Source organism: Actinoallomurus liliacearum (genome assembly GCF_039542035.1).
GTDB classification, from domain to species: Bacteria; Actinomycetota; Actinomycetes; order Streptosporangiales; family Streptosporangiaceae; genus Actinoallomurus; species Actinoallomurus liliacearum.
This window is the reverse complement of the sequence record NZ_BAABHJ010000017.1, coordinates 144,510-166,943: the sequence shown is the minus strand read 5'-3', so window position 1 is coordinate 166,943 and position 22,434 is coordinate 144,510. Positions and strand designations below refer to the sequence as shown.

Sequence of the window (22,434 nt, the reverse complement as noted above, 5' to 3'; positions counted from 1 at the left end):
CAGGGCCCCTTCACCGAGGGCCCTGCCACCCGTCTTACCGCTCGCGGCGCGGTCACCTGCTGAGGCGATGCCGGCGCGCGTGCCGGATCCCGGCGAAGGCCATCGCGCACCAGACGACGGCGAACAGCGGGAAGAGGAACCACCCGCGGGTCAGGGCCGCGATGGCGATGAGCGCGATGAGGAACACGCCGGCGCGCGGCGCGAACCGCGGATGCCGGCCCCCGTACGCCATTCGCCTCGCCGCCGCGTGCCGGGCCCACGGCGGACCGCCCAGGTGCGGCTCGGCCCAGGACCGCCCATGCCACCGGGGCCCGCCCCAGTACGGACCATCCCGGTACGGGCCGCCCCACTGCGGACGCGGCCACCCGAACCGGTCCGCCTCGTCCGCGGCGCCGAACGGCGGTGCGACCGTGTCCGGGCTCGCGGGCAGGTCGCGGGTGACCTGCCGCAGGTCGCCGACGGTCTTGGCGGCCAGCGTCGCCGAGAGCCGCTCGTCGAGCTCCTCCCGGTCCAGCCGCCCCTGTGCGAAGTGCTCGTGCAGGGCCGACGCGACCGCGTCCCGCTCCGCGTCCCCGATCCGCAGCTCGCTGTTCATCGCCTCACCCACTTCCGTAGTCGCTCCGGCGCCGGGTCACTCGTCTTCGGCGAGGAGGTGGTAGAGGCGGCGGCGGGTCTCGGCCAGGATCTCCTTGGCCTGGGCGACCTGACTCTCCGAGCCCGTCCGGACGATCTGCATCACCGCCCCGCCGGCACCGGCCGCGGTCTTGAACAGGTCCCGCACGTCGTCGCGGACGTCGGAGGTCATCGCCTCCCACGGCGCGCCGACCTCGTCGGCGTGCTCCTCGACGTACGCGCGGCCGGCCTCGGTGAGCCGGAAGGTCTTCCGGCCGTCACCCTCGGTGCCCTCGATGAGCCCCTCGTCGGTGAGCTGCTGCAGCGCCGGGTAGACCGCGCCGGGGCTCGGCCGCCACTCGCCGTTGCTGCGCTCCTCGATCGCCTGGATGAGCTGGTAGCCGTTGCGCGGCTCCTCGGCGAGCAGCGCCAGGATCGCCGCGCGGACGTCGCCGCGCCGGGCCTTCGCCCGGCCCTCGGCCCAGGGCGGAGGGCCGCCCCACGGGCCGAACGGCGGACCCCACGGTCCGCCACGCCTGCCTCGACCCCGGCCGCCACGGCGACCGCCGGCCCACGCCTGCCATGGGGCGTCGAATGTCGCGTTGTGCATGTTCGGTACTTCCTTCCGAGAAGCATCTGAGAGCGTTCGCGATACTCGAACGATATATCGGAACCGCTCGCTGTCAAGGGGGAGGGGTCGATACCTTGATGTCGAGATATTCGTGATACCTTGATGTCGAGAGAAATTGCGGCGAAGTTAGGCCAGCCCCGGTGCGCGCGCCGGCGGGCTACTGGGGCAGGATCGCTGACGTATCCACCCATGAATCCCCGCGTACGCTGAACGAGCGGTAGCCGCGCTCGGGGAGCGCGTAGAGGAGGAAAAGACTTGAACAGCTTCGGCAGCCGCCAGACGCTGCGCGTCGGCGAGGCGTCCTATGAGATCTTCCGGCTGGATGCCGTCGAGGGTTCGGCGCGCCTCCCGTACAGCCTGAAGGTCCTGCTGGAGAACCTGCTGCGCACCGAGGACGGCGCCAACGTCACCGGCGAGCACATCCGCGCGCTGGCGTCCTGGGACCCGAACGCCCAGCCGAACCAGGAGATCCAGTTCACGCCGGCCCGGGTCATCATGCAGGACTTCACCGGCGTTCCGTGCGTCGTGGACCTGGCGACGATGCGGGAGGCCGTCCGCGACCTCGGCGGCGACCCGGCGAAGATCAACCCGTTGAACCCCGCCGAGATGGTCATCGACCACTCCGTGCAGGTCGACGTCTTCGGCCGGGAGGACGCCTTCGAGCGGAACGTCGAGTTCGAGTACGGCCGCAACAAGGAGCGCTACCAGTTCCTCAAGTGGGGCCAGAAGGCCTTCGACAACTTCAAGGTCGTCCCCCCGGGCACCGGCATCGTGCACCAGGTGAACATCGAGCACCTGGCCCGCGTGGTCTTCGACAATGAGGGCGTGGCGTACCCCGACACCTGCGTCGGCACCGACTCCCACACCACCATGCAGAACGGTCTGGGCGTCCTCGGCTGGGGCGTCGGCGGCATCGAGGCCGAGGCGGCCATGCTGGGCCAGCCGATCTCGATGCTCATCCCGCGCGTCGTCGGGTTCAAGCTGACCGGCGAGCTGCCGGCCGGCACCACCGCCACCGACCTCGTGCTCACGATCACCGAGATGCTGCGCAAGCACGGCGTGGTCGGCAAGTTCGTCGAGTTCTACGGCGAGGGCGTCGCGGCGGTGCCGCTGGCCAACCGCGCCACCATCGGCAACATGAGCCCGGAGTTCGGCTCCACCTGCGCGATCTTCCCGATCGACGAGGAGACCGTGGGCTACATGCGGCTGACCGGCCGCCCGGCCGAGCAGGTCGACCTCGTCGAGGCGTACGCCAAGGAGCAGGGCCTCTGGCACGACCCGTCCCGCGAGGCCGAGTACTCCGAGTACCTCGAGCTGGACCTGTCCACCGTCGTCCCCTCGATCGCCGGCCCGAAGCGCCCGCAGGACCGCATCGCGCTGTCGGACGCCAAGTCCGCGTGGCGCACCGCCGTCCGCGACTACGTCCCGGACGGCATCGAGGGTCCCACGGACGAGGCCTCCGCCGAGTCCTTCCCGGCCTCGGACTCCCCGGCGATCTCCCACGGCTCCAACGGCGACCGGCCCCACGACGGCGCCGCCGACCCGAAGGCCGGCCGGCCGAGCAACCCGATCACCGTCAGCCTGGACGGCGCCGAGTTCGAGCTCGACCACGGCGCGGTGGTGATCGCCGCGATCACCTCCTGCACCAACACCTCGAACCCGTCGGTCATGATCGGCGCGGCGCTGCTCGCCAAGAAGGCCGTCGAGAAGGGCCTGTCCCGCAAGCCGTGGGTGAAGACCTCCCTCGCCCCGGGTTCCAAGGTCGTCATGGACTACTACGACCGCGCGGGCCTCACCCCGTACCTCGAGAAGCTCGGCTTCAACCTGGTCGGCTACGGCTGCACGACCTGCATCGGCAACTCCGGCCCGCTGCCGGAGGAGATCAGCGCGGCCGTCAACGAGAACGACCTGGCCGTCACCTCGGTGCTGTCCGGCAACCGTAACTTCGAGGGCCGGATCAACCCCGACGTCAAGATGAACTACCTGGCCTCACCGCCGCTCGTCGTCGCGTACGCCCTGGCCGGCTCCATGGACGTGGACATCGCCAAGGACCCGATCGGCGCGGGCTCCGACGGGCAGCCGGTGTACCTGAAGGACATCTGGCCGTCGCCCCAGGAGGTCCAGGAGGTCGTCGACTCGGCGATCGCGCAGGAGATGTTCAGCCGCGACTACGCCGACGTGTTCGCCGGCGAGCAGCGCTGGCAGGCCCTGCCGGTGCCGACCGGCAACACCTTCGAGTGGGCCGCCGACTCCACCTACGTCCGCAAGGCCCCGTACTTCGACGGCATGACGGACAAGCCGGAGCCGGTGGAGGACATCCGCGGCGCCAAGGTCCTCGCGCTGCTCGGCGACTCGGTCACCACCGACCACATCTCGCCGGCCGGTGCGATCAAGGCCGACAGCCCGGCCGGGAGGTACCTGACCGAGCACGGCGTCGAGCGGCGTGACTTCAACTCGTACGGTTCCCGCCGTGGCAACCACGAGGTGATGATCCGCGGCACCTTCGCCAACATCCGGCTGCGCAACCTGCTCGCGCCCGGCACCGAGGGCGGCGTCACCGTCAAGGACGGCGAGCAGATGTCCATCTACGACGCCGCGCAGGCGTACGCCGCCGAGAGCACGCCGCTGATCGTGCTGGGCGGCAAGGAGTACGGCTCCGGCTCCTCGCGCGACTGGGCGGCCAAGGGCACCGCGCTGCTCGGCGTCCGCGCCGTGCTCGCCGAGTCGTTCGAGCGCATCCACCGCTCGAACCTCATCGGCATGGGCGTCCTGCCGCTGCAGTTCAAGGACGGCGAGTCGGCCGAGTCGCTCGGCCTGACCGGCCAGGAGACCTACGACATCGTGGGTGTCGAGGCGCTGAACGGCGGCGAGACCCCGCGCGAGGTCACGGTCAAGGCCGGCGACAAGGAGTTCCAGGCGATCGTCCGCATCGACACGCCGGGCGAGGCGGACTACTACCGCCACGGCGGCATCATGCAGTACGTCCTCCGCTCCCTCCTGAAGAAGTAACCCCGAACGAAACGGGCCGTCCCGCCTCCACCCGGAGGCGGGGCGGCCCTTTCCCATTCCGAGGACCCTTTTCGGCCGAGGACCGCACGCGCGGGCGCCGGCGTCGACAACACCGGCAGGCTGCTCACCGGCGCGACCGGCCTCGGCCTGGCCGTGGCAACGCTGCTGTGGGTGTAGCGGCGGATCACCTGACCGGTGGGCCGGTCCAGGAAGGACAGGCGGTTGAGGCCGTGACGGGTCAGGATGCGGTGCACCGTCGAGGCGGGCAGGCCCAGGATCGGCCCGATGCGGGCGGGGCCCAGCTTGCGGCCTTGTCGCAGACGGCAGACCCGTTCCTCCACCGCTGCCGGGGTGCGGTGCGGCGTCCTCAACGGCCGGCTGGAGCGGTCGTGGAGCCCGGCCTGGCCTTCTGTCCGCCAGCGGCGCAACCACTTGTGGGCCGTGGCACGCGAGATGCCCATCTCGGCCGCGACGTGCGCGACAGGGCGGCCAGAGCTGACACGTTCGACCAGCAACCGCCTGCCGTGAACGGTCAGCCGGGCATTACGGTGGGACACGAAGACCTCCGGTTGGTGCAGTCCTAGACAGCTCCACCACACCGGAGGTCTTCGCCATGATCAACCCCTACGACCGTCAACAACGCTCGTGATCAATACACCTAGCGGTCACACTCCGATGAAGCTCACTGTTTCTGCCATGTCCGCCCGCCCGGTGCGCAGCGGTGGCACGCCTTCCTTCTCGAATCCCACCGATACACCGCAGAACAGCACGAGCCCGTCATCGGCCCCCACTATCTGGCTGACAGTCTTGCGATACATCGTCCACATCACCTGGGGGCAGCTATGCAACCCTTCCGCCCTCAGCAGCAGCATGACCGTCTGCAGGTACATCCCCGCGTCGCCCCACTGCCCGGGGCCCATCATCTGGTCGAGGTAGCAGAACAGCACGACAGGCGCCCCGAACCCCTCCGAGTTCAAGGCGGCGATCTTCTTAGGCCTGTCCGGGTCGTCGCGCTCGATCCCCAGCGCCTTGTACCGCTGGGCGGCCGCGGCGGAGAAACGGTCCAGATACGGCGGGGTCAGTTCGGCCGGGTACATCGGATACTCCCGCTCATCACCCGGGTCTCCCGCCAGCGCCCTGGCCGTCGCTCGCCTTTTCAGTTCGGCCAAAGGCTCGCCGGTCACGACGTACACATGCCAGGGCTGGAGGTTCCCACTCGACGGAGCCCGCATCGCTGCGGCCAGCACTCGTTCGAGTACCTCCGTGGGGACCGGCTTATCGCTGAACGCCCGCACCGCCCGGCGAGTGTCCACGGCCTCATACACGTCCACGTTTTCTCGACCTCTCACCTGACGACAGCCACCGCGCACCACGGTGGAGCGGCCTCTCCCGCTTCCAACGGCTGGACTACAGGCCCGGGCTCATCTCGCCGCCCCGACGACAGCCAGCGTGCCGATGCAGCGAAGTCTTCGGTATGCCGGTCTTGGCGACGATGACGCCGAGGGAGTCGCCCTGCGCTCTGAGCAGCCGAGCGTATTTGATCTTGCCTTCCGGGTGCGCGAGGGGGCGGCCGATCTGCCGGCCCTTGGCCTCGGCGGCGCGGGCGTGGGGCGGCACGTCCGGCCGTGAGGTGCATTTTCATCTCGGCGAACAGCGCAAGCGCCAGCAGGAGAAAGGCGATGCGGCCCATGCCCTCGTCGGCGGTGTTGATCGCAGAACCAGATCGCGTCGATTCGAACCCGCGCCGACGCCGTCGCGGTGGCGAGACGCGCGCCCCGCCGCGGCAAGGGACAAGATCACGAACCTGACAGCGCTACGACCTACCGCTAAGCGCTGCACTCAGCCTCCCCGAAGGCCTACTTGTCATGGTCATAGCCCCGGTCGGCCAGCAGCTCATCGGGCCGCTGCCGGGGCCGCCCTTGAGCGCCCGCACGTGCGAGCCGTCGATCACCGCCCGCGACCAGTCCAGATGGCCGGCCGCGTGCAGTTCGGCCAGCAGTTCCTGGTGCAGCCGGTCCCATACGCCCGCCTCGTGCCAGTCCCGCAGCCGGCGCCAGCACGTCATGCCAGACCCGAACCCTAGCTTCTGGGGCAGGAACTCCCACCGGATCCCGGTATGTAGCACGAACAAGATCCCGCACAAAAGACAGTAACGGCCAGTGATCAATGTTGGCCAGTTTGCGACGTGCCCGATAGGGCAGATCGGCCGGCATGTTCTTCGAGGAATTCGCCCTTGAACGGGTGGACGTCGGGGAGGCCGAGCTGCGGGTGCGGTACGGCGGGTCCGGGCCGGCGCTTCTGCTGCTGCACGGGCATCCGCGGACGCACGCGACCTGGCACAAGGTCGCGCCCCTGCTCGCCGACCGGTTCACCGTCGTCTGCCCCGACCTGCGGGGGTACGGGCAGTCTTCCAAGCCGCCCACGACGCCGGACCACACGCCGTATTCCAAGCGGGTGATGGCGCGTGACTGCGTCGCGCTGATGCGGGCGCTCGGGCATGAGGAATTCGCCGTCGCGGGCCACGATCGGGGCGGTTACGTCGCCCTGCGCACGGCCCTCGACCACGCCGACACGGTCACGGCGCTGATCGCCATGGACGTGGTGCCGATCGGGGAGGCGCTGGCGCGCTGTGACGCGCGGTTCGCGGCGAGCTGGTGGCACTGGTTCTTCTTCGCGCAGACCGGGAAGCCGGCGGAGCGGGTCATCAACGCCGACCCGGACGCCTGGTACACCGCGACGGACGAGTACATGGAGCCCGAGGCGTGGGCGGACTACCAGAACGCCATCCACGATCCGGCGACCGTGCACGCGATGATGGAGGACTACCGCGCCGGGCTCGGCGTGGACCGCGCGCACGACGACGCCGACCGGGCCGCCGGTCGCCGGGTCTCCTGCCCGGCGCTGGTGCTGTGGGGGGTCAAGGACGACATGGAGGAGCTGTACGGCGACCCGCTCGCCGTCTGGCGCCCCTGGACGACCGACCTGCGCGGTCGCGGCCTTGACTGCGGCCACCACATGGCGGAGGAGGCACCGGAGGACCTGGCCGGGCGGATCGGGTCGTTCCTCGCCGAGGTCCTGCCCTGACCGGGCCGACCGGCCGGTATGGTCCGAGGGTGACGATCCGACCGACCGCCGCGGACCTGGAGGCCGCGCGGGAGCGGACGATCCCGGATGTCGTGCCGCCCGAGGGTGGCGTGCTGTTCTGCGGGATCAATCCCGGCCTCTACTCCGCCGCGACCGGGTGGCACTTCGCGCGGCCGGGCAACCGGTTCTGGCCCGCCCTGCACCGGTCCGGCTTCACCGACCGGCTGCTGCACCCGAGCGAACAGCACCTGCTGCCGTCGTACGGGGCGGGCATCACCAACCTGGCCGCCCGCGCCACCGCCCAGGCGGCCGAGTTGACCGCCGACGAGCTGCGGGAGGGCGGTGCGATCCTGGAGAAGTTCGTGGAGCGGCACCGGCCGCGGATCGTCGCGGTGCTCGGCGTGACCGCGTTCCGTACGGCGTTCGGGCGGCCGAAGGCCAAGATCGGCCCGCAGGAGGAGCGGCTGGCCGGGGCGGTCCTGTGGATCCTGCCGAACCCCTCCGGCCTCAACGCCCACTACACGCCGGCGGCGCTGGCCGAGGAGTTCCGCCGGTTGCGGGACTGACGGCGGCCCCTTTCACGAGCCGTCGTGCAGAACCTCCCGGTCCCATCCGTCGCGGGGCTGGGTGTGCAGCCGCCAGTAGTGCTCGGCGATGTCGTCGGGGTCGAAGGCGGTGCCCGGGGCGACCGGGCCGGCCACGGTCACGCTCGCCACGTGGACGCCCGAGGGGCCGTACTCCTGGTCGAGCAACTCCACGAGGGTGCGTACTCCCGCCTTGCCGAGGGAGAGGCTGACGTACTCGCGCTTCGGCTCCGGCATCCCGCCGGTGATGAGGAACGAGCCGCCGCCGCGCGCCGCCATCCCGGGGGCGACGTGGGCGGCGGCGACGAGCGCGCCGACCACGTTGACCGCCCAGGCGTCCAGGTGCTCGCGTACGGTCAGGTCGCCCGGACCGTCGGGCCGGATGATCGCGGCGTTGTACACGACGACGTCCGGCGGGCCGAGCTCGGCGGCGGCCTCCTCGAGGGCCGCATGCAGCGACCTCTCGTCGGTCGCGTCGGCGGTGAGGGGAAGGGCTCGTACCCCGGTGGCGGCGACCGTGGCGGCCGACGCCTTCAGCGTCGAGTCCGTCCTGGCCACCAGGGCGACCGGCAGGCCTTCGCGGCCGAACCGGCGGGCCACGGCGCGCCCGATGCCCGGACCCGCTCCGATGATCACTGCACCCGGCATCACTGGCTCCTTTTCGGGATCACTGGATGACGGGAGGGTAGGCCTTCACATTGATGTGAAGGTCAAGGAGCGGGCGAGGCCGTATGAGAAGAAGGTGCTGGAACGTGTGCCGCTACCAGGCGATGGCGGGCGGCAGCAGGGAGGTGGGCGCGGCCGGCCAGTCGGCCGGCTTGCCCAGCGGGATCAGCTGGGCCATCTGCTCGCGGTACCACGGGGACGCCGAAGGGTCGTCGACCAGCGCCACGCAGGACTCCCAGTCGCGCCAGTCGGCCGCGGCGGTCTCCTCCGAGTGGAGACGAAGGTCGCCGTCGGCGACGGCGCGGACCACGGGGCACAGCTCGTACTCCACGACGCCGTCCGCGGCGGTCGCGCGGTACCGGAACTCGGGGAGAATGAGCGTCATGCTCTCGATCTCCAGCCCCAGTTCCAGGCGGACGCGGCGGCGCACGGCGTCGCGCAGGCCCTCGCCGGGCGCGGGATGACCGCAGCAGCTGTTGGTCCACACCGATGGGAACGTTCGCTTCCCGTGCGCTCGTTGAGTGATCAGGATGCGCCCGGCCGGGTCCACGAGATAGCACGAGAACGCCAGATGCAGGGGCGTGGCGCCGTGGTGACTCGACGCCTTCGGGGCCGTGCCGATGGCATGGCCATCGGCGCCCAGCAGCACGATTCGTTCGTCATCCATCACTCTCTTTATATCCGATCGCTACGCTGCGCCACGTGAACTCGGCTCAGGGGCTTCGCGTCTCATAGTCGAGCGGCCACTAAAATCAGCATCCGCAGAGAAAACGAGGAGATGACCCGCGTGACCCTTCTTGAGTCGATCCGAGGGCCCGAGGACCTCAAGCGCCTGGCTCCGGAGCAGCTTCCGCAGCTCGCCGGCGAGATACGAGACCTCCTCGTCACCGCGGTGTCGACGTCGAAGAACGGCGGTCACCTCGGCCCCAACCTCGGAGTGGTCGAGCTCACCATCGCCCTGCACCGCGTCTTCGACTCGCCGCGCGACCGCATCCTCTTCGACACGGGCCACCAGGCGTACGTCCACAAGCTGCTCACCGGGCGGCAGGACTTCGGCACGCTGCGGCAGGCCGGCGGCCTGTCCGGCTACCCGAGCCAGGCCGAGTCCGAGCACGACGTGATCGAGAACTCCCACGCCTCCACGGCCCTGTCGTACGCCGACGGGCTGGCCAAGGCCTACCAGCTGCGCGGCGAGGGCGACCGGTTCGTCGTGCCGTTCATCGGCGACGGCGCGCTGACCGGCGGCATGGCCTGGGAGGCGCTGAACAACATCGCGGCGGGCAAGGACCGCAAGGTCGTCATCGTCGTCAACGACAACGGCCGGTCGTACTCCCCGACGATCGGCGGGCTGGCCAGCCATCTCGCGGACCTGCGGATGACGCGGGGGTACGAGCACGCGCTGGACCTCATCAAGCGCACCGTGCCGCGCACCCCGGTCGTGGGGCCGATGGCGTACGAGGCGCTGCACGGCATCAAGAAGGGGATCAAGGACATCCTGCAGCCGCAGGCGATGTTCGAGGACCTCGGCCTGAAGTACCTCGGACCGATCGACGGGCACGACGAGGAGGCCGTCGAGCACGCGCTGCGCAAGGCCAAGGACTTCGGCGAGCCGGTGATCGTGCACTGCATCACCCGCAAGGGCTTCGGCTACGCGCCCGCGGAGAACGACGAGGAGGAGGCGTTCCACGCCCCCGGCCTGTTCGACGCGGCCACCGGGCGTAAGCTCGCCAAGAGCTCGCGTACCTGGACCAACGCGTTCAGCGAGGAGCTCGTGGCGCTGGGCGCCGAGCGCCCGGACGTGGTGGCCATCACCGCGGCGATGCTGCACCCGACCGGCCTCGCCGCGTTCGCCGAGGCCTACCCCGAGCGCACGTTCGACGTGGGGATCGCCGAGCAGCACGCGGTGACGTCCGCGGCGGGCCTGGCATTCGGCGGCATGCACCCGGTGGTCGCGGTGTACGCCACGTTCCTCAACCGCGCGTTCGACCAGTTGCTCATGGACGTCGCGCTGCACCGGCTGCCGGTCACGGTCGTCCTCGACCGGGCCGGGGTGACCGGCGACGACGGGCCGAGCCACAATGGCATGTGGGACATGTCGATCCTGCAGGTCGTGCCGGGCCTGCGCGTCGCCGCGCCACGGGACGGAGTGCGGCTGACGGAGCTGCTGCGCGAGGCGGTGGGCGTCGCCGACGGGCCGACGGCCCTCCGGTTCCCGAAGGGACCGGTCGCCGAGGAGGTCCCGGCCATCGACCGGGTCGGGGGGATGGACGTCCTCGTCCGGTCGGGCGAGCGCGACGTGCTGATCGTCGCGGCGGGCCCGATGGCGGGCGTGGCGGTCGAGGCCGCCCGGACCATCGACGCGCACGGCATCGGCGTCACGGTCGTGGACCCGCGCTGGGTCAAGCCGCTGGACGCGGCGCTGCCCGGCCTGGCGGCCGAGCACCGGGTCGTCGCGGTCGTCGAGGACAACTGCCGGGTCGGCGGGGTGGGCGACGCGGTGGCGCGGGCGCTGCGCGACGCCGACGTCGACGTGCCGGTCCGCACGTTCGGCATCCCCGATCGCTTCCTCGACCACGCGAAGCGCGCGCAGCTCCTCACCGACATGGGACTGACCCCGCAGGGGCTCGCCCGGGAGATCACGGCGGCCACCGCCAGGGACGAAGTGCTCGCACCGACCGAGTCCTGATCACTACTCCGTTCGTTACTTTTCCCAAGGCTGGGTAAGGAGGGCCCAAAAGGCCACAAAGGAGTGACGGTGCGTGTATTCCGAACCAAATCGGTTGAGCGGTCCATTCAAGACACGGACGAACCCGGTCACCGACTACGTCGGGATCTCAGCGCACTCGATCTGACCGTCTTCGGCGTCGGCGTCATCATCGGCACCGGCATCTTCGTGCTCACCGGAGAGGTCGCCAAGGAGAAGTCCGGGCCCGCGGTGGCGCTGTCCTTCGTCGCCGCGGGCATCGCCTGCGCCCTCGCCGCGCTGTGCTACGCGGAGTTCGCCTCGACCGTTCCGGTGGCGGGCTCCGCGTACACGTTCTCGTTCGCGACGCTCGGCGAGCTGCCGGCCTGGATCATCGGCTGGGACCTTGTCCTGGAGCTGGCGCTCGCGGCGGCGACCGTGGCGGTGGGCTGGTCCGGCTACGCCAGAACACTGCTCAGCGACCTCGGCTGGGACCTGCCCACGTCCGTCGCCGGCGAGCACGCGACCTTCAACATCCCCGCGGCCCTCATCGTGCTGGTCGTGACGGCCGTCCTGGTCTTCGGCGTGAAGATCTCCTCACGGGTGAACGCCGTCATCGTGGCGATCAAGATCGCGATCGTCCTCTTCGTGATCGTCGCGGGCCTGTTCTTCCTCAAGGGCGCCAACTACCACCCCTTCGTCCCGAAGGCCGTTCCCACGCCGGAGGCGCACGGCGGGAAGACGCCGCTGATCCAGGTCATCTTCGGCTTCGTGCCGTCCACGTACGGCTGGGCCGGCGTCTTCGCGGGCGCCGCGATCGTCTTCTTCGCCTTCATCGGCTTCGACATCGTCGCCACCGCCGCCGAGGAGACCAAGAAGCCGCAGCGCGACATGCCGGTCGGCATCATCGCCTCGCTCGCCATCTGCACCGCGTTGTACGTCGCCGTCTCCCTCGTCGTCGTCGGCATTCAGAACTACCGGCAGCTGAGCGTCGACGCGCCCCTGGCCGACGCGTTCAAGGCGATCGGCCATTCCGGGTTCGCCACGATCGTCAGCGTCGGCGCGCTCGCCGGCCTGACCACCGTCGTGCTGATCCTCATCCTGGGCCAGAGCCGGGTGTTCTTCGCGATGAGCCGGGACGGGCTGCTCCCGGCGTGGCTGGCCGAGGTCCACCCCAAGTACGGCACGCCCGCCCGGATGACCGTCATCATCGGGGTGATCGTCGCGCTCATCGCCGGCCTGGTCCCGCTGTCGGCCCTGGCGGACCTGGTCAACATCGGCACCCTGTTCGCGTTCGTGGTCGTCTCGATCGGGGTGGTGCTGCTGCGCCGGACCCGGCCGGACCTGCCGCGGTCGTTCCGCGTCCCGGCGTCGCCGGTGGTGCCGATCCTGTCCGTCCTGGCCTGCTTCTACCTCATGCTGAACCTGCCCGTCGAGACGTGGATCCGGTTCGTCGTCTGGATGCTCGTCGGCTTCGTCATCTACTTCTCGTACGGGTACGCCCACAGCAGGGCCGGTAAACCGTCGGTCGAATCCCGGTGATGTGGCCACGCCGGTCCTGATGTTCCCGCGGGGTCTGTGCGCACAATGGCGAGGTGGCGGACACACATCCGCTCCGCGTGGCGGTCATCGGGTCCGGGCCGGCGGGCATCTACGCCGCCGAGGCCCTGGTGAAGCAGGCGGACGGCAACGTACTCGTCGACGTCTTCGACCGGCTTCCGACGCCGTACGGCCTCGTACGGTACGGCGTCGCGCCGGACCACACGTCGATCAAATCCATCGCGCGCTACCTGCAGCGGGTGCTGGAGCACCCCGGGGTGCGCTTCCTCGGCGGCGTGGAGTTCGGCTCGGACGTCACGCGGGACGACCTGCTCGCCTGCTACGACGCGGTGATCTACGCGACCGGCGCCATGGTCGACCGGCACCTCGGCGTGCCGGGGGAGGACCTGCCGGGCAGCGTCGCGGCCACCGACTTCGTCAACTGGTACTGCGGCCACCCCGACGCCTCCGGACTCGACGTCGACCTGTCCGCCGACGAGGTGGCGGTCATCGGGGTCGGCAACGTCGCCGTCGACGTCGCGCGGATCCTCGCCAAGACCGCGGACGAGCTGCGCGCCACGGACGTGCCCGAGCCGGTGCTCGACCTGCTGGGCGGCAGCGGCGTGCGGCACATCCACATGATCGGCAGGCGCGGGCCCGCGCAGGCCAAGTTCACCACGAAGGAGCTGCGTGAGCTGGGCGCGCTGCCGCACACCGAGGTCCACATCCGGCCCGCGGACCTGGAGCTCGACCCGGCGAGCGCCGCGCTCGTCGAGTCCGACCGGCACGTGCGGGGCAATGTCGCGGTCATGCGCGACTGGGTCGGACGCCCGGTCGAGGGCCGGCCGCGCCGGCTCGACCTGCGGTTCTGGCTGCGGCCCGTGGAGATCCTCGGCACCGATCGGGTCGAGGGCCTGCGCCTGGAACGCACCGCGCTGAACGCCGAGGGCCGGGTCGTCGGCACCGGCGAGTACGAGACCCTGCCGGTCGGGATGGTGCTGCGCTCGGTCGGCTACCAGAGCGTTCCGCTGCCCGGCGTGCCGTTCGACCCGCGGGCGTACGTCGTCCCGAACGAGGCCGGGCGGGTGCTCGGCGAGGACGGCGCGCCGACTCCGGGGGAGTACGTCGCCGGCTGGCTCAAACGGGGCCCCACCGGGGTGATCGGCACGAACAAGGCCGACGCCGCCGAGACGGTCCGCGCCCTGCTCGCGGACCTGGACGGCAGGCCCCGCGAGCGTCCGTCGATCGAGGGGCTGCTGGAGGCGCGCAACGTCCGCGCGGTGACCTACGACGACTGGCTGGGCATCGACGCCGAGGAGATCGAGCTCGCCCGCTCCCTCTCCCGCGGCGAACGGGTCAAGCTGGTCGGCTGGGACGCCCTCCGCCGCGCCTGCCGCCCGCACACTCCCTGACTCCACTGCGCATCGGGACTCCGGGACCTCCCCGCATGGGGACCGGGGGCTCAATCCGGCGCGCCAGGGGTTCGACCCATCCCGAAAGCCCGGCCACCCGCCGGAGATCGTCCATATGATCTTCGACGGCGCCGGGGGGAGGCGGCCGTACGGCCCTCGCCATGTCCTGAACCCCTTAGAAGGAGTCCCCCATGCACCCGTCTCGTCGTCTCCTGGCCTGCGCGGCCGGGACCGCCGTCGCCGTCGGAGCGGTCCTCACCGGCGTCGTGGCCTCGGACGGCTCGTCCTCGCCGAAGGCGTCCCGGGTCGGCTACGCGGACACCGCCGCGCGCCCGGCCACGACCGTCACCGGGCAGGCGGCCGACGGCACCGCCGCCGCCCGGTACAAGTGGGGCGAGCCGCTCCGGGTCGAGAACTTCTCCGGCAAGGCCGTCAACAAGAAGGACTGGGAGCTCTACGAGGACCCGGGCAAGAACAAGCCGGGCGGAGAGAAGACCAAGCGGCGTCCGAAGCAGGCGACCGTGAAGAACGGCGTGCTGACGATCACCGGCCTGGCGAACGGCTGGTCCGAGGGCATGGCCTGGCACAAGGGCATCCGCAAGTACGGCCGCTGGGAGACCCGCGTACGTTCGACCCGGGGCTGCGGCTGCTACCACCCGGTGCTGCTGCTGTGGGGGGAGAGCCGGCCCGCCGAGGTCGACTACATGGAGGTCATCAAGAGTCCGAAGCGGAACAACGCCAACTTCTTCCTGCACTACGGGAACGACAGTCAGCTGCAGTCGAACGTCAAGGTCGACCTGACCAAATGGCACACGTTCGCGGTCGAGGTCACGTCCACGCGGGTGAACGGGTACCTCGACGGCAAGCGGTGGTTCCACACCACCAGGAGCGCCGCGGTCCCGCGTGGGACGCTGGCGCCGACGATCCAGCTCGACTGGTTCCCCGGTGACGGCGCCGGCAGCGGCGCCACCATGCAGGTCGACTGGATCAAGATGTACAAGGCCTGAGCGGGACCGGGCGCCCCGGCACGACGTGCCGGGGCGCCCGGGGTGAAGCGGCGTGGTGAAGCGGCGTGGTGAAGCGGCGTGGCGGAGCAGGCGTCAGGAGTGGAAGCGCGCTCCGTTGACCTTCTCCGCGATGCCGGTGCGGTCGAGGTAGGGCGTGATGCCGCCCAGGTGGAACGGCCAGCCCGCGCCCAGGATCAGGCACAGGTCGATGTCCTCGGGGGCGGCGACGACGCCCTCGTCCAGCATGATCTTGATCTCCTCGGCGAGCCCGTTCAGTGCCCGGGCGAGGACCTGCTCCTCCGTGGACGGGGACGTGCCGCCCTCGAACAGCGCGACGGCCTCGGGGTCGAGGCTGAAGTCCGGTCGGTAGACGCCGGGCTTGCCCGCCGCGACCAGCTTGGCCAGGCCGTCCGAGAGCGGGAAGCGCTCGGGGAACGCCGCGTGCAGCGTCTCGCCGACGTGCAGCGCGATTGCCGGGCCGACCAGCCCCATGAGCACGAAGGGCGACATCGGCAGGCCGAGCGGGTTGGTGGAGCGCTCGACGACCTCGATCGGCGTGCCCTCCTCCACCGTCTTGAGGATCTCCGCCTGCAGCCGCAGCAGGATGCGGTTGACCACGAACGCGGGGGCGTCCTTGACCAGCACGCAGGATTTCTTCAGCGCCTTGCCGGTGGCGAACGCCGTCGCCAGCGCGGCGTCGTCGGTCCGCTCGCCACGGACGATCTCCAGCAGCGGCAGGACCGCGACCGGGTTGAAGAAGTGGAAGCCGACGACCCGCTCGGGGTGCTTGAGCTTCGCGGCCATCTCGGACACCGACAGCGAGGAGGTGTTGGTGGCCAGCACGCACTCGGGCGAGACGACCGCCTCGACCTCGGCGAAGACCTTCTGCTTGACGCCCATCTCCTCGAAGACGGCCTCGATGACGAAGTCGGCGTCGGCGAACGCGTCCTTGGTCAGCGAGCCGGTGACGAGGCCCTTGAGCCGCGACGCCTCGTCCGCCGAGACGCGGCCCCTGCCGAGCAGCTTGTCGACCTCGCCGTGGACGTACCCGACACCCTTGTCCAGGCGCTCCTGGTCCAGGTCGGTGAGCACGACCGGGACGTTCAGCCGCCGGGCGAACAGCAGGGCCAGCTGCGAGGCCATCAGCCCGGCGCCGACCACGCCCACCTTCGTCACCGGCCGCGCGAGGGCCTTGTCAGGGGCGCCGGCGGGCCGCTTCGCGCGCTTCTGCACCAGGTCGAAGGAGTACAGACCGGACCGGAACTCCGGGCTCATGATGAGGTCGGCGAGGGCCTCGTCCTCGGCGGCGAACCCCTCGTCACGGCTGTGGTCCTTGGCCGCGGCCACGAGGTCCAGCGCCCGCAGCGGCGCGGGGGCCGCGCCGTGCAGCTTGCCCTCGGCGAACCACCGGGCCTGCGCGACGGCGTCGTCCCACGCCTTGCCGGTGTCGACCTCGGCGCGCTCGACCGTCGTCTCGCCGGTCAGCACCCGGGCGGCCCAGCGCAGCGACTCCTCCAGGAAGTCGGCCGGCTCGAACATGGCGTCCGCGATGCCCAGCTCGTACGCCTGCGGCCCGCGGAGCATCTTGTTCTGGTTCAGCGGGTTCTCGATGATGACCTTGAGGGCGTTCGCCGCGCCGATCAGCCGCGGCAGCAGGTACGTCCCGCCCCAGCCGGGCACCAGGCCCAGGAAGCACTCGGGCAGCGCCAGGGCCGGCACGCCCGAGGAGATGGTCCGGTACGCGCAGTGCAGCGCCACCTCGACGCCGCCGCCCATGGCCGCGCCGTTCACGAACGCGAACGACGGGACGGTCAGCTCGCCGAGCCGCCGGAACACGTCGTGCCCGAGCCGGGCGACCAGCTCGGCCTGCTCGCGGCCCTCCAGCGCCGAGACGCCCTTGAGGTCCGCGCCGACCGCGAAGATGAACGGCTTGCCGGTCACGCCGACGGCCGCGAGGTCGTCGCGCGCGGCCACCTGGTCGAGGACGTCGTTCAGCTCGAGCAGGCCGCGCGGGCCGAAGGTGTTCGGCTTGGTGTGGTCGAACCCGTTGTCGAGCGTGATCAGCGCCATGGTGCCCGCGCCGTACGGCAGCTCGACGTCGCGGACGCGCACGTGGGTCACGACCTCGTCGTGGCTCGGGCCGTCGCCGTCCAGCAGCGATCGCCAGGTCTGCACCGTGCTCACTTGCCCCCCTCGAAGCTCGGGTTCTCCCACAGAACCGTGCCGCCCATGCCCATCCCGACGCACATCGTCGTCAGGCCGAAGCGGACGTCGGGCCGCTCGGCGAACTGGCGGGCCAGCTGCATCATCAGCCGCACTCCGGAGGACGCGAGCGGGTGGCCGAGCGCGATCGCGCCGCCCCAGGGGTTCACCCGCGGGTCGTCATCGGCGATCTTGAAGTGGTCGAGGAAGGCGATGACCTGGACGGCGAACGCCTCGTTGATCTCGATCAGGCCGATGTCGTCCGCCGTGATCGAGTTGCGGGCCAGGAGCTTCTCGGTGGCCGGGACCGGGCCGACGCCCATGACCTCGGGCTCGACGCCCGCGAAGGAGTAGTCGACGAGCCGCATCCTGGCCGGCAGGCCCAGCTCGGCGGCGACGTCCTCGGCCGCGACGATGCAGCCGGTGGCGCCGTCGTTGAGGCCGGCGGCGTTGCCCGCGGTGACGTGGCCGTGCGGCCGGAACGGCGTCTTCAGGCCGGCCAGGCCTTCCAGCGTCGTGTCGGGACGCGGCGGCTCGTCGCGGGTGGCCAGGCCGTAGCCCTTCTCCTGCGAGCGGATCGCCATCGGCACCAGGTCCGGCTGGATCTTGCCGGCCTCGTACGCCGCGGCGACCTTCTGCTGGCTGCGCAGGGCGTACGCGTCGGCGCGCTCGCGGGTGATGTGCGGGTACCGGTCGTGCAGGTTCTCCGCCGTCGACCCCATCACCAGCGCGGAGGGGTCGACGAGCTTCTCGGCGAGGAACCGCGGGTTCGGGTCGACGCCCTCGCCCATCGGGTGCCGGCCCATGTGCTCGACGCCGCCGGCGATCGCGACGTCGTAGGCGCCGAACGCGATGCCGCCGGCCACGGTCGTGACGGCCGTCATCGCGCCGGCGCACATGCGGTCGATGGCGTATCCGGGGACGCTCTTGGGCAGTCCGGCGAGTACGGCGGCCGAGCGGCCGATGGTGAGGCCCTGGTCGCCGATCTGGGTGGTCGCGGCGATCGCGACCTCGTCGATGCGGTCGGCAGGCAGGGAGGGGTTGCGCCTCCGCAACTCGCGGATCACGCGGACGACCAGATCATCTGCGCGGGTCTCGGCGTAGAGCCCCTTGGGGCCCGCCTTGCCGAACGGCGTGCGAACGCCGTCGACGAAGACCACGTCACGTGCGGTACGGGGCACGGTCGGTTCTCCTTCTGACAGAGCCTGCGGAGCACTCCTGGTACTCCTACCCATAGGTTACTCATCAGTAACGACTGGCGGGTAACCCGGGGCCGCGCCGCCGGCTCGGCGAGGTGGGAACCGTGCCCGTACGGGCCGCGTGATCAGCTCTGCGCGGTGGCGGTCTGCCGCTGTGGCTTGGGGGCGGACGGCTTGGCCGGGCGCAGGAACAGGGCCATGACCGGCACCACGTAGAGGACCCACATCACGGCCTGGACCGTGGTCACCTGGGGCGTCAGGTTGAAGACGCCCTGGAGGGCGGTCTGCAGCCACTGTCCCGGCGTTCCCATGCCGTCGAACCAGGTGCTCGGCTCGAACGCCCAGGACCTGAGTCCGGGCAGGATGCCGGCCTCCTGCAGGTCGTGGAAGCCGTAGCCGAAGACCCCGGCGGCCACCACGATCAGCGCGGCGCCGGTGATCGTGAAGAAGCGCTTGAGGTTGAGCCGGAGCCCGCCGCGGTAGAGGAGGTATCCCAGCAGGGCGGCGGTGAGCAGGCCGAGCACGGCGCCGACGATCGGCTGGACGCTGTTGCTCTGGGCGGCGTTGATGTTGGTCCACAGGAACAGGGCCGTCTCCAGGCCCTCCCGGCCGACCGCCAGGATCGCGACGGCGAAGAGCGCCCCGGTCCCCAGGGACAGCGCGCCCTCCAGCTTGCCCTCGAGCTCGGACTTCATCGACCGCGCGGCCCGGCGCATCCAGAACACCATCCACGTCACCAGTCCGACGGCGATGATCGACAGCGTCCCGCCGAACGTCTCCTGGGTCTTGAACTGCATCTCGCCCGAGGCGACGCTGAGCAGCACGCAGAACGCCACGCTGATCGCGATCGCGGCGCCGATGCCGGCCCAGACGGGAGTGAGTGCCCGGCGGTTGCCCGACTTGACCAGGTACGCGATGAGGATGCTGACGACGAGCGAGGCTTCCAGCCCTTCGCGCAGGCCGATGAGGAAGTTGCCGAGCAACAAGGGACGCGCTCCTTCGAACGAATCAGATGTCAGGTCACATTAGGCATACCTAACCTAACCCGAGTGTGGGGGAGGGTCTGCGCGATCGCAAGCCCGGAATATCACCCAGATGCCGGTTTCCGTGTCTGATGGGTCACGTTCCCGATCTGTTTCGATCCGATCAAATACGTCCACGGGGCCCGCCGTCAGGGCATAGCGTTTGACATGTGGAGTTTCGGGACGTGATGACTCGCCGTCGGATGCTGACCCTCGGCGCCGCGAGCGCCGCTCTTCTCCTTGCCGGAGACAGAGTCAAGGGCGCACCGGCCGGGCCCCGGCCTCCGCTCGCGCGGGGCCGCGCGGTCATCCCGCCCGCGAACACCAGCCCGTCGCCCACGCCGAAGCCCGTGCCTCCTCCTCCGCTGCCGCCCGTGCCGCGCCGCAAGGAGGCCGTGCACCGGGTCCATGACCTCCTTCCGGAGGCGCCGCCCAACGCGATCGCGCTGACCATCGACGACGGCCCGCATCCGGAGTGGACGCCGAAGATGCTCGACGTGCTCGCCGAGCACGATGTGAAGGCGACGTTCTCGCTGATCGGCATCCAGGTGAAGCAGTACCCGAAGCTCGCGCGGCGGATCGTCGAGGCGGGCCACCAGCTCTGCAACCACACGATGAACCATCCGCTGTGGATCGCCGAGATGTCCTCCCACAAGGTCGACAAGGAGATCACCGAGGCGCACCACCGGATCGCCGACGCCACCGGAGTCGCCCCGAAGTTCTTCCGCTCGCCCGGCGGGGCCTGGTCGCGCGCGGTCTTCGGCTCGGCCGCCCGGCACGGGATGGTGCCGATCGACTGGGACATCGACCCGAGGGACTGGTCCCGCCCGGGCACCGGGCACATCAAGCGGAGCATGCTGGCCGCCAAGGGCGGCGACATCCTCCTGTGCCACGACGGTGGCGGCGACCGCTCCGAGACGATCAAGGCGCTACGGCAGGTCCTCCCGAAGCTCCAGGCCCGCGGCCTGTCATTCGTCCAGCTCTGACGAGGCGCGCGGAAACCGCGCCGCCGCGCCCACCGCGTCCGTCCAGGCGCCGGGCCGGCGGGCGGCCGCGCTCATCCGAGGGTGCGGGCGTACCAGACGTACGGGGGTGTGAGGGCGTCGACGGAGAAGCCGAGCCGCTCCAGGAGCCGCCGGGACGGCAGGTTCCCCTCGTGGACCTCGGCGGTGACCCGGCGGCAGGCCGGGAGCTCCTCGAGCCGGCCCAGCAGCCCGCGGATCGCCTCCGTGCCGTACCCCTGCGACCGCCAGGGCGCGCCGAGCCCGTAGCCGATCTCGACCATCCCGTCGGCGCCCGGGCCGTGCTTGATCCCGCACTCCCCGATCACGGCGCCCTCCCGGTGGATCAGCCAGGTGAGCGCCTCGGCGTCCGCGGCCGCCCGGTGGGCGACGATCGCGGTCGCGTCCGTCGGCCACCCGCGCGCGGGGACCATCCCCGAGCAGTCGCCCTGGGAGAGTGCGTGGGCGGAGCGAGGCTCCAGCCGGTCCAGGACCAGGCGCCGCGTGACGATCCGGTCGGCGCCGGAGGCCCGCCGATCAGGACTCACGCTTGGCGGCCAGCCGGAACAGCGCCTTGGCGAGAGGCTTGGCCGTCAGCGTGACCTGCCAGGTACGCGCCCCGAGGCCGCTGAGCGCGGCGCCCACCGCCTCCGGCGTGGCCTCCTCGGGCGGGGACCAGGCGAGCCGGCGTACGGAATCGGGCTGCAGGAGGTTCTCCGTGGGCAGCGTGTGCTCGTCGGCCAGGGCGGCGACCACGGACCGCAGAGTGCTGAGACGCTCGGCCGCCGCCGGGTCGCGTTCGGCCCAGCGGTGCGCGGGCGGCGGCCCGTCGCCGGGAACGCTGTGCTCGGGCAGCGAGGTGTCCGGGAGCGTGCGCCCCCGCTGCACCGCGCGGAACCACGCCGGCGCGTGCCGCCGGGTGTTGCGCCCGCGGAACGTCGACAGCGCCGCCAGGTCGTCCGGGGTACGGGGGAGTTCGAGCGCGGCCTCGACGATCGCGGCGTCGGGCAGGACCCGGCCGGGGGACAGGTCGCGGTCGCGAGCGATCCGGTCGCGGGTCGTCCACAGCTCGCGGACGACGGCGAGGCTCCGGCGGCTGCGCAGCCGGTGGATGCCGGAGGTGCGGCGCCAGGGGTCCTGCCGGGGCTCCTTCGGCGGCGTGGCCAGGATCGCGGCGAACTCCTCCATGGCCCAGTCGAGCTTGCCCGCCTCCTCCAGCTCCAGCTGCAGCGCGTCGCGCAGCTCGACCAGGAGCTCGACGTCGAGCGCGGCGTAGCGGAGCCAGTCGGCGGGCAATGGACGGCTGGACCAGTCGGCCGCGGAGTGGCCCTTCTCCAGGGTGAAGCCGAGGATGGTCTCGACCATCGTGCCGAGGCCGACGCGCGGGTAGCCGAGCAGCCGACCGGCCAGTTCGGTGTCGAACAGGCTCCGTGGCGCCAGCCCGAGCTCGGACAGGCACGGCAGGTCCTGGCTGGCCGCGTGCAGCACCATCTCGGCGTCGGCGAGCGCGGCGTCCAGCGCGGTCAGGTCGGAGCAGGGGACCGGGTCGATCAGGAACGTTCCGGCGCCGCGGCGGCGCACCTGTACGAGGTAGGCCCGCTGGCCATAGCGGTAGCCGGACGCGCGTTCGGCGTCCACCGCGACCGGGCCGTCCCCGGCGGCCAGGCGCTCGATGGCCTCTTGGAGCACCTCCGGAGTCTCGATGACCGGAGGAATGCCCTCCCGTGGTTCAAGTAGGGGTACGACTTCTGCTTCCGACACTTCCACGCGCCTACCGTATGTG

General features: G+C 71.0%; 18 protein-coding genes and 2 pseudogenes. 8 read left to right on the top strand and 12 right to left on the bottom strand.

The features are described from left to right. Positions 1 to 52 precede the first annotated feature (52 nt). Positions 53 to 595 (bottom strand): DUF1707 SHOCT-like domain-containing protein, encoded by a 543-nt coding sequence (locus ABD978_RS24470; protein ID WP_345358884.1) that lies wholly within the window; start codon positions 593 to 595, stop codon positions 53 to 55. 36 nt (positions 596 to 631) lie between these two features. Then, the gene (locus ABD978_RS24465; protein ID WP_345358881.1) at positions 632 to 1,222 is read right to left on the bottom strand and encodes a PadR family transcriptional regulator; all 591 of its coding nucleotides are present in this window, start codon (positions 1,220 to 1,222) and stop codon (positions 632 to 634) included. Between the two features lie 276 nt (positions 1,223 to 1,498). Between ABD978_RS24465 and ABD978_RS24460 the strand changes: the two genes are divergently transcribed. Then, a complete protein-coding gene (locus ABD978_RS24460) occupies positions 1,499 to 4,252 on the top strand; it encodes an aconitate hydratase (protein ID WP_345358878.1) in 2,754 nt (917 codons plus the stop codon). Positions 4,253 to 4,416: 164 nt separating this feature from the next. On the opposite strand, the pseudogene ABD978_RS24455 reads toward ABD978_RS24460, so the two are convergent. The 3 genes and pseudogenes from ABD978_RS24455 to ABD978_RS24445 all read right to left on the bottom strand — a co-directional run. After that, a pseudogene (locus ABD978_RS24455) lies at positions 4,417 to 4,809 on the bottom strand (leucine zipper domain-containing protein); the annotation flags it as partial. Positions 4,810 to 4,917: 108 nt separating this feature from the next. After that, on the bottom strand, positions 4,918 to 5,583 hold the full coding sequence (locus tag ABD978_RS24450; RefSeq protein WP_345358875.1) for a nitroreductase: 666 nt from the start codon (positions 5,581 to 5,583) through the stop codon (positions 4,918 to 4,920). A gap of 566 nt (positions 5,584 to 6,149) precedes the next feature. After that, positions 6,150 to 6,395 (bottom strand): annotated as a pseudogene (locus ABD978_RS24445) (transposase); the annotation flags it as partial. A gap of 68 nt (positions 6,396 to 6,463) precedes the next feature. On the opposite strand from ABD978_RS24445, the gene ABD978_RS24440 reads away from it, so the two are divergent. Both ABD978_RS24440 and mug read left to right on the top strand, forming a co-directional pair. Beyond that, the gene (locus ABD978_RS24440) at positions 6,464 to 7,336 is read left to right on the top strand and encodes an alpha/beta fold hydrolase (RefSeq protein ID WP_345358872.1); all 873 of its coding nucleotides are present in this window, start codon (positions 6,464 to 6,466) and stop codon (positions 7,334 to 7,336) included. Between the two features lie 29 nt (positions 7,337 to 7,365). Beyond that, entirely contained in the window at positions 7,366 to 7,902 is a 537-nt protein-coding gene (mug, locus tag ABD978_RS24435; protein ID WP_345358869.1) for a G/U mismatch-specific DNA glycosylase, read from the top strand. Between the two features lie 12 nt (positions 7,903 to 7,914). Here the strand turns inward: mug and ABD978_RS24430 are convergent, their stop codons facing one another. Further along, a complete protein-coding gene (locus ABD978_RS24430; protein WP_345358866.1) occupies positions 7,915 to 8,568 on the bottom strand; it encodes an SDR family NAD(P)-dependent oxidoreductase in 654 nt (217 codons plus the stop codon). Between the two features lie 112 nt (positions 8,569 to 8,680). Continuing rightward, positions 8,681 to 9,253 carry an isopentenyl-diphosphate Delta-isomerase gene (gene idi / locus ABD978_RS24425; RefSeq protein ID WP_345358863.1) on the bottom strand — a complete coding sequence of 191 codons (573 nt, stop codon included), beginning with the start codon at positions 9,251 to 9,253 and terminating at the stop codon, positions 8,681 to 8,683. A 120-nt stretch (positions 9,254 to 9,373) separates the two neighbouring features. Here idi and dxs point away from each other — a divergent pair, with 120 nt between their 5' ends. The 4 genes from dxs (at position 9,374) to ABD978_RS24405 (ending at position 15,227) form a co-directional block, all read left to right on the top strand. Further along, a complete protein-coding gene (gene dxs, locus ABD978_RS24420) occupies positions 9,374 to 11,272 on the top strand; it encodes a 1-deoxy-D-xylulose-5-phosphate synthase (RefSeq protein WP_345358860.1) in 1,899 nt (632 codons plus the stop codon). Between the two features lie 69 nt (positions 11,273 to 11,341). Continuing rightward, on the top strand, positions 11,342 to 12,811 hold the full coding sequence (locus ABD978_RS24415) for an amino acid permease (protein ID WP_345358857.1): 1,470 nt from the start codon (positions 11,342 to 11,344) through the stop codon (positions 12,809 to 12,811). Positions 12,812 to 12,864: 53 nt separating this feature from the next. Then, positions 12,865 to 14,220 carry an FAD-dependent oxidoreductase gene (locus ABD978_RS24410; RefSeq protein WP_345358854.1) on the top strand — a complete coding sequence of 452 codons (1,356 nt, stop codon included), beginning with the start codon at positions 12,865 to 12,867 and terminating at the stop codon, positions 14,218 to 14,220. Positions 14,221 to 14,411: 191 nt separating this feature from the next. Then, positions 14,412 to 15,227 carry a glycoside hydrolase family 16 protein gene (locus tag ABD978_RS24405; protein WP_345358851.1) on the top strand — a complete coding sequence of 272 codons (816 nt, stop codon included), beginning with the start codon at positions 14,412 to 14,414 and terminating at the stop codon, positions 15,225 to 15,227. Positions 15,228 to 15,320: 93 nt separating this feature from the next. Here ABD978_RS24405 and ABD978_RS24400 read toward each other — a convergent pair whose 3' ends face one another. The 3 genes from ABD978_RS24400 to efeU form a co-directional block, all read right to left on the bottom strand. Next, entirely contained in the window at positions 15,321 to 17,411 is a 2,091-nt protein-coding gene (locus tag ABD978_RS24400) for a 3-hydroxyacyl-CoA dehydrogenase NAD-binding domain-containing protein (RefSeq protein WP_345358848.1), read from the bottom strand. Further along, positions 17,408 to 18,610, bottom strand: coding sequence for a thiolase family protein (locus ABD978_RS24395; RefSeq protein ID WP_345358845.1), 1,203 nt, complete (start codon positions 18,608 to 18,610; stop codon positions 17,408 to 17,410). The genes ABD978_RS24400 and ABD978_RS24395 overlap by 4 nt, the downstream gene beginning before the upstream one ends. A gap of 143 nt (positions 18,611 to 18,753) precedes the next feature. Next, positions 18,754 to 19,614, bottom strand: coding sequence for an iron uptake transporter permease EfeU (efeU, locus tag ABD978_RS24390; protein WP_345358842.1), 861 nt, complete (start codon positions 19,612 to 19,614; stop codon positions 18,754 to 18,756). A gap of 224 nt (positions 19,615 to 19,838) precedes the next feature. Between efeU and ABD978_RS24385 the strand changes: the two genes are divergently transcribed. Further along, positions 19,839 to 20,636 carry a polysaccharide deacetylase family protein gene (locus ABD978_RS24385; RefSeq protein ID WP_345359110.1) on the top strand — a complete coding sequence of 266 codons (798 nt, stop codon included), beginning with the start codon at positions 19,839 to 19,841 and terminating at the stop codon, positions 20,634 to 20,636. Between the two features lie 71 nt (positions 20,637 to 20,707). On the opposite strand, the gene ABD978_RS24380 is transcribed toward ABD978_RS24385, so the two are convergent. After that, a complete protein-coding gene (locus tag ABD978_RS24380; RefSeq protein ID WP_345358839.1) occupies positions 20,708 to 21,199 on the bottom strand; it encodes a GNAT family N-acetyltransferase in 492 nt (163 codons plus the stop codon). After that, positions 21,189 to 22,418, bottom strand: a complete 1,230-nt coding sequence (locus ABD978_RS24375) for a ribonuclease D (RefSeq protein ID WP_425550754.1) — start codon at positions 22,416 to 22,418, stop codon at positions 21,189 to 21,191. Before ABD978_RS24375 ends, ABD978_RS24380 begins: the two co-directional genes overlap by 11 nt. Positions 22,419 to 22,434 lie beyond the last annotated feature (16 nt).

Coding starts and splice junctions, on each gene's coding strand:
- ABD978_RS24470 (WP_345358884.1), bottom strand. CDS start 595: ATGAACAGCGAGCTGCGGATCGGGGACGCGGAGCGGGACGCGGTCGCG.
- ABD978_RS24465 (WP_345358881.1), bottom strand. CDS start 1,222: ATGCACAACGCGACATTCGACGCCCCATGGCAGGCGTGGGCCGGCGGT.
- ABD978_RS24440 (WP_345358872.1), top strand. CDS start 6,464: ATGTTCTTCGAGGAATTCGCCCTTGAACGGGTGGACGTCGGGGAGGCC.
- ABD978_RS24430 (WP_345358866.1), bottom strand. CDS start 8,568: ATGCCGGGTGCAGTGATCATCGGAGCGGGTCCGGGCATCGGGCGCGCC.
- idi (WP_345358863.1), bottom strand. CDS start 9,253: ATGGATGACGAACGAATCGTGCTGCTGGGCGCCGATGGCCATGCCATC.
- ABD978_RS24405 (WP_345358851.1), top strand. CDS start 14,412: ATGCACCCGTCTCGTCGTCTCCTGGCCTGCGCGGCCGGGACCGCCGTC.
- ABD978_RS24385 (WP_345359110.1), top strand. CDS start 19,839: ATGACTCGCCGTCGGATGCTGACCCTCGGCGCCGCGAGCGCCGCTCTT.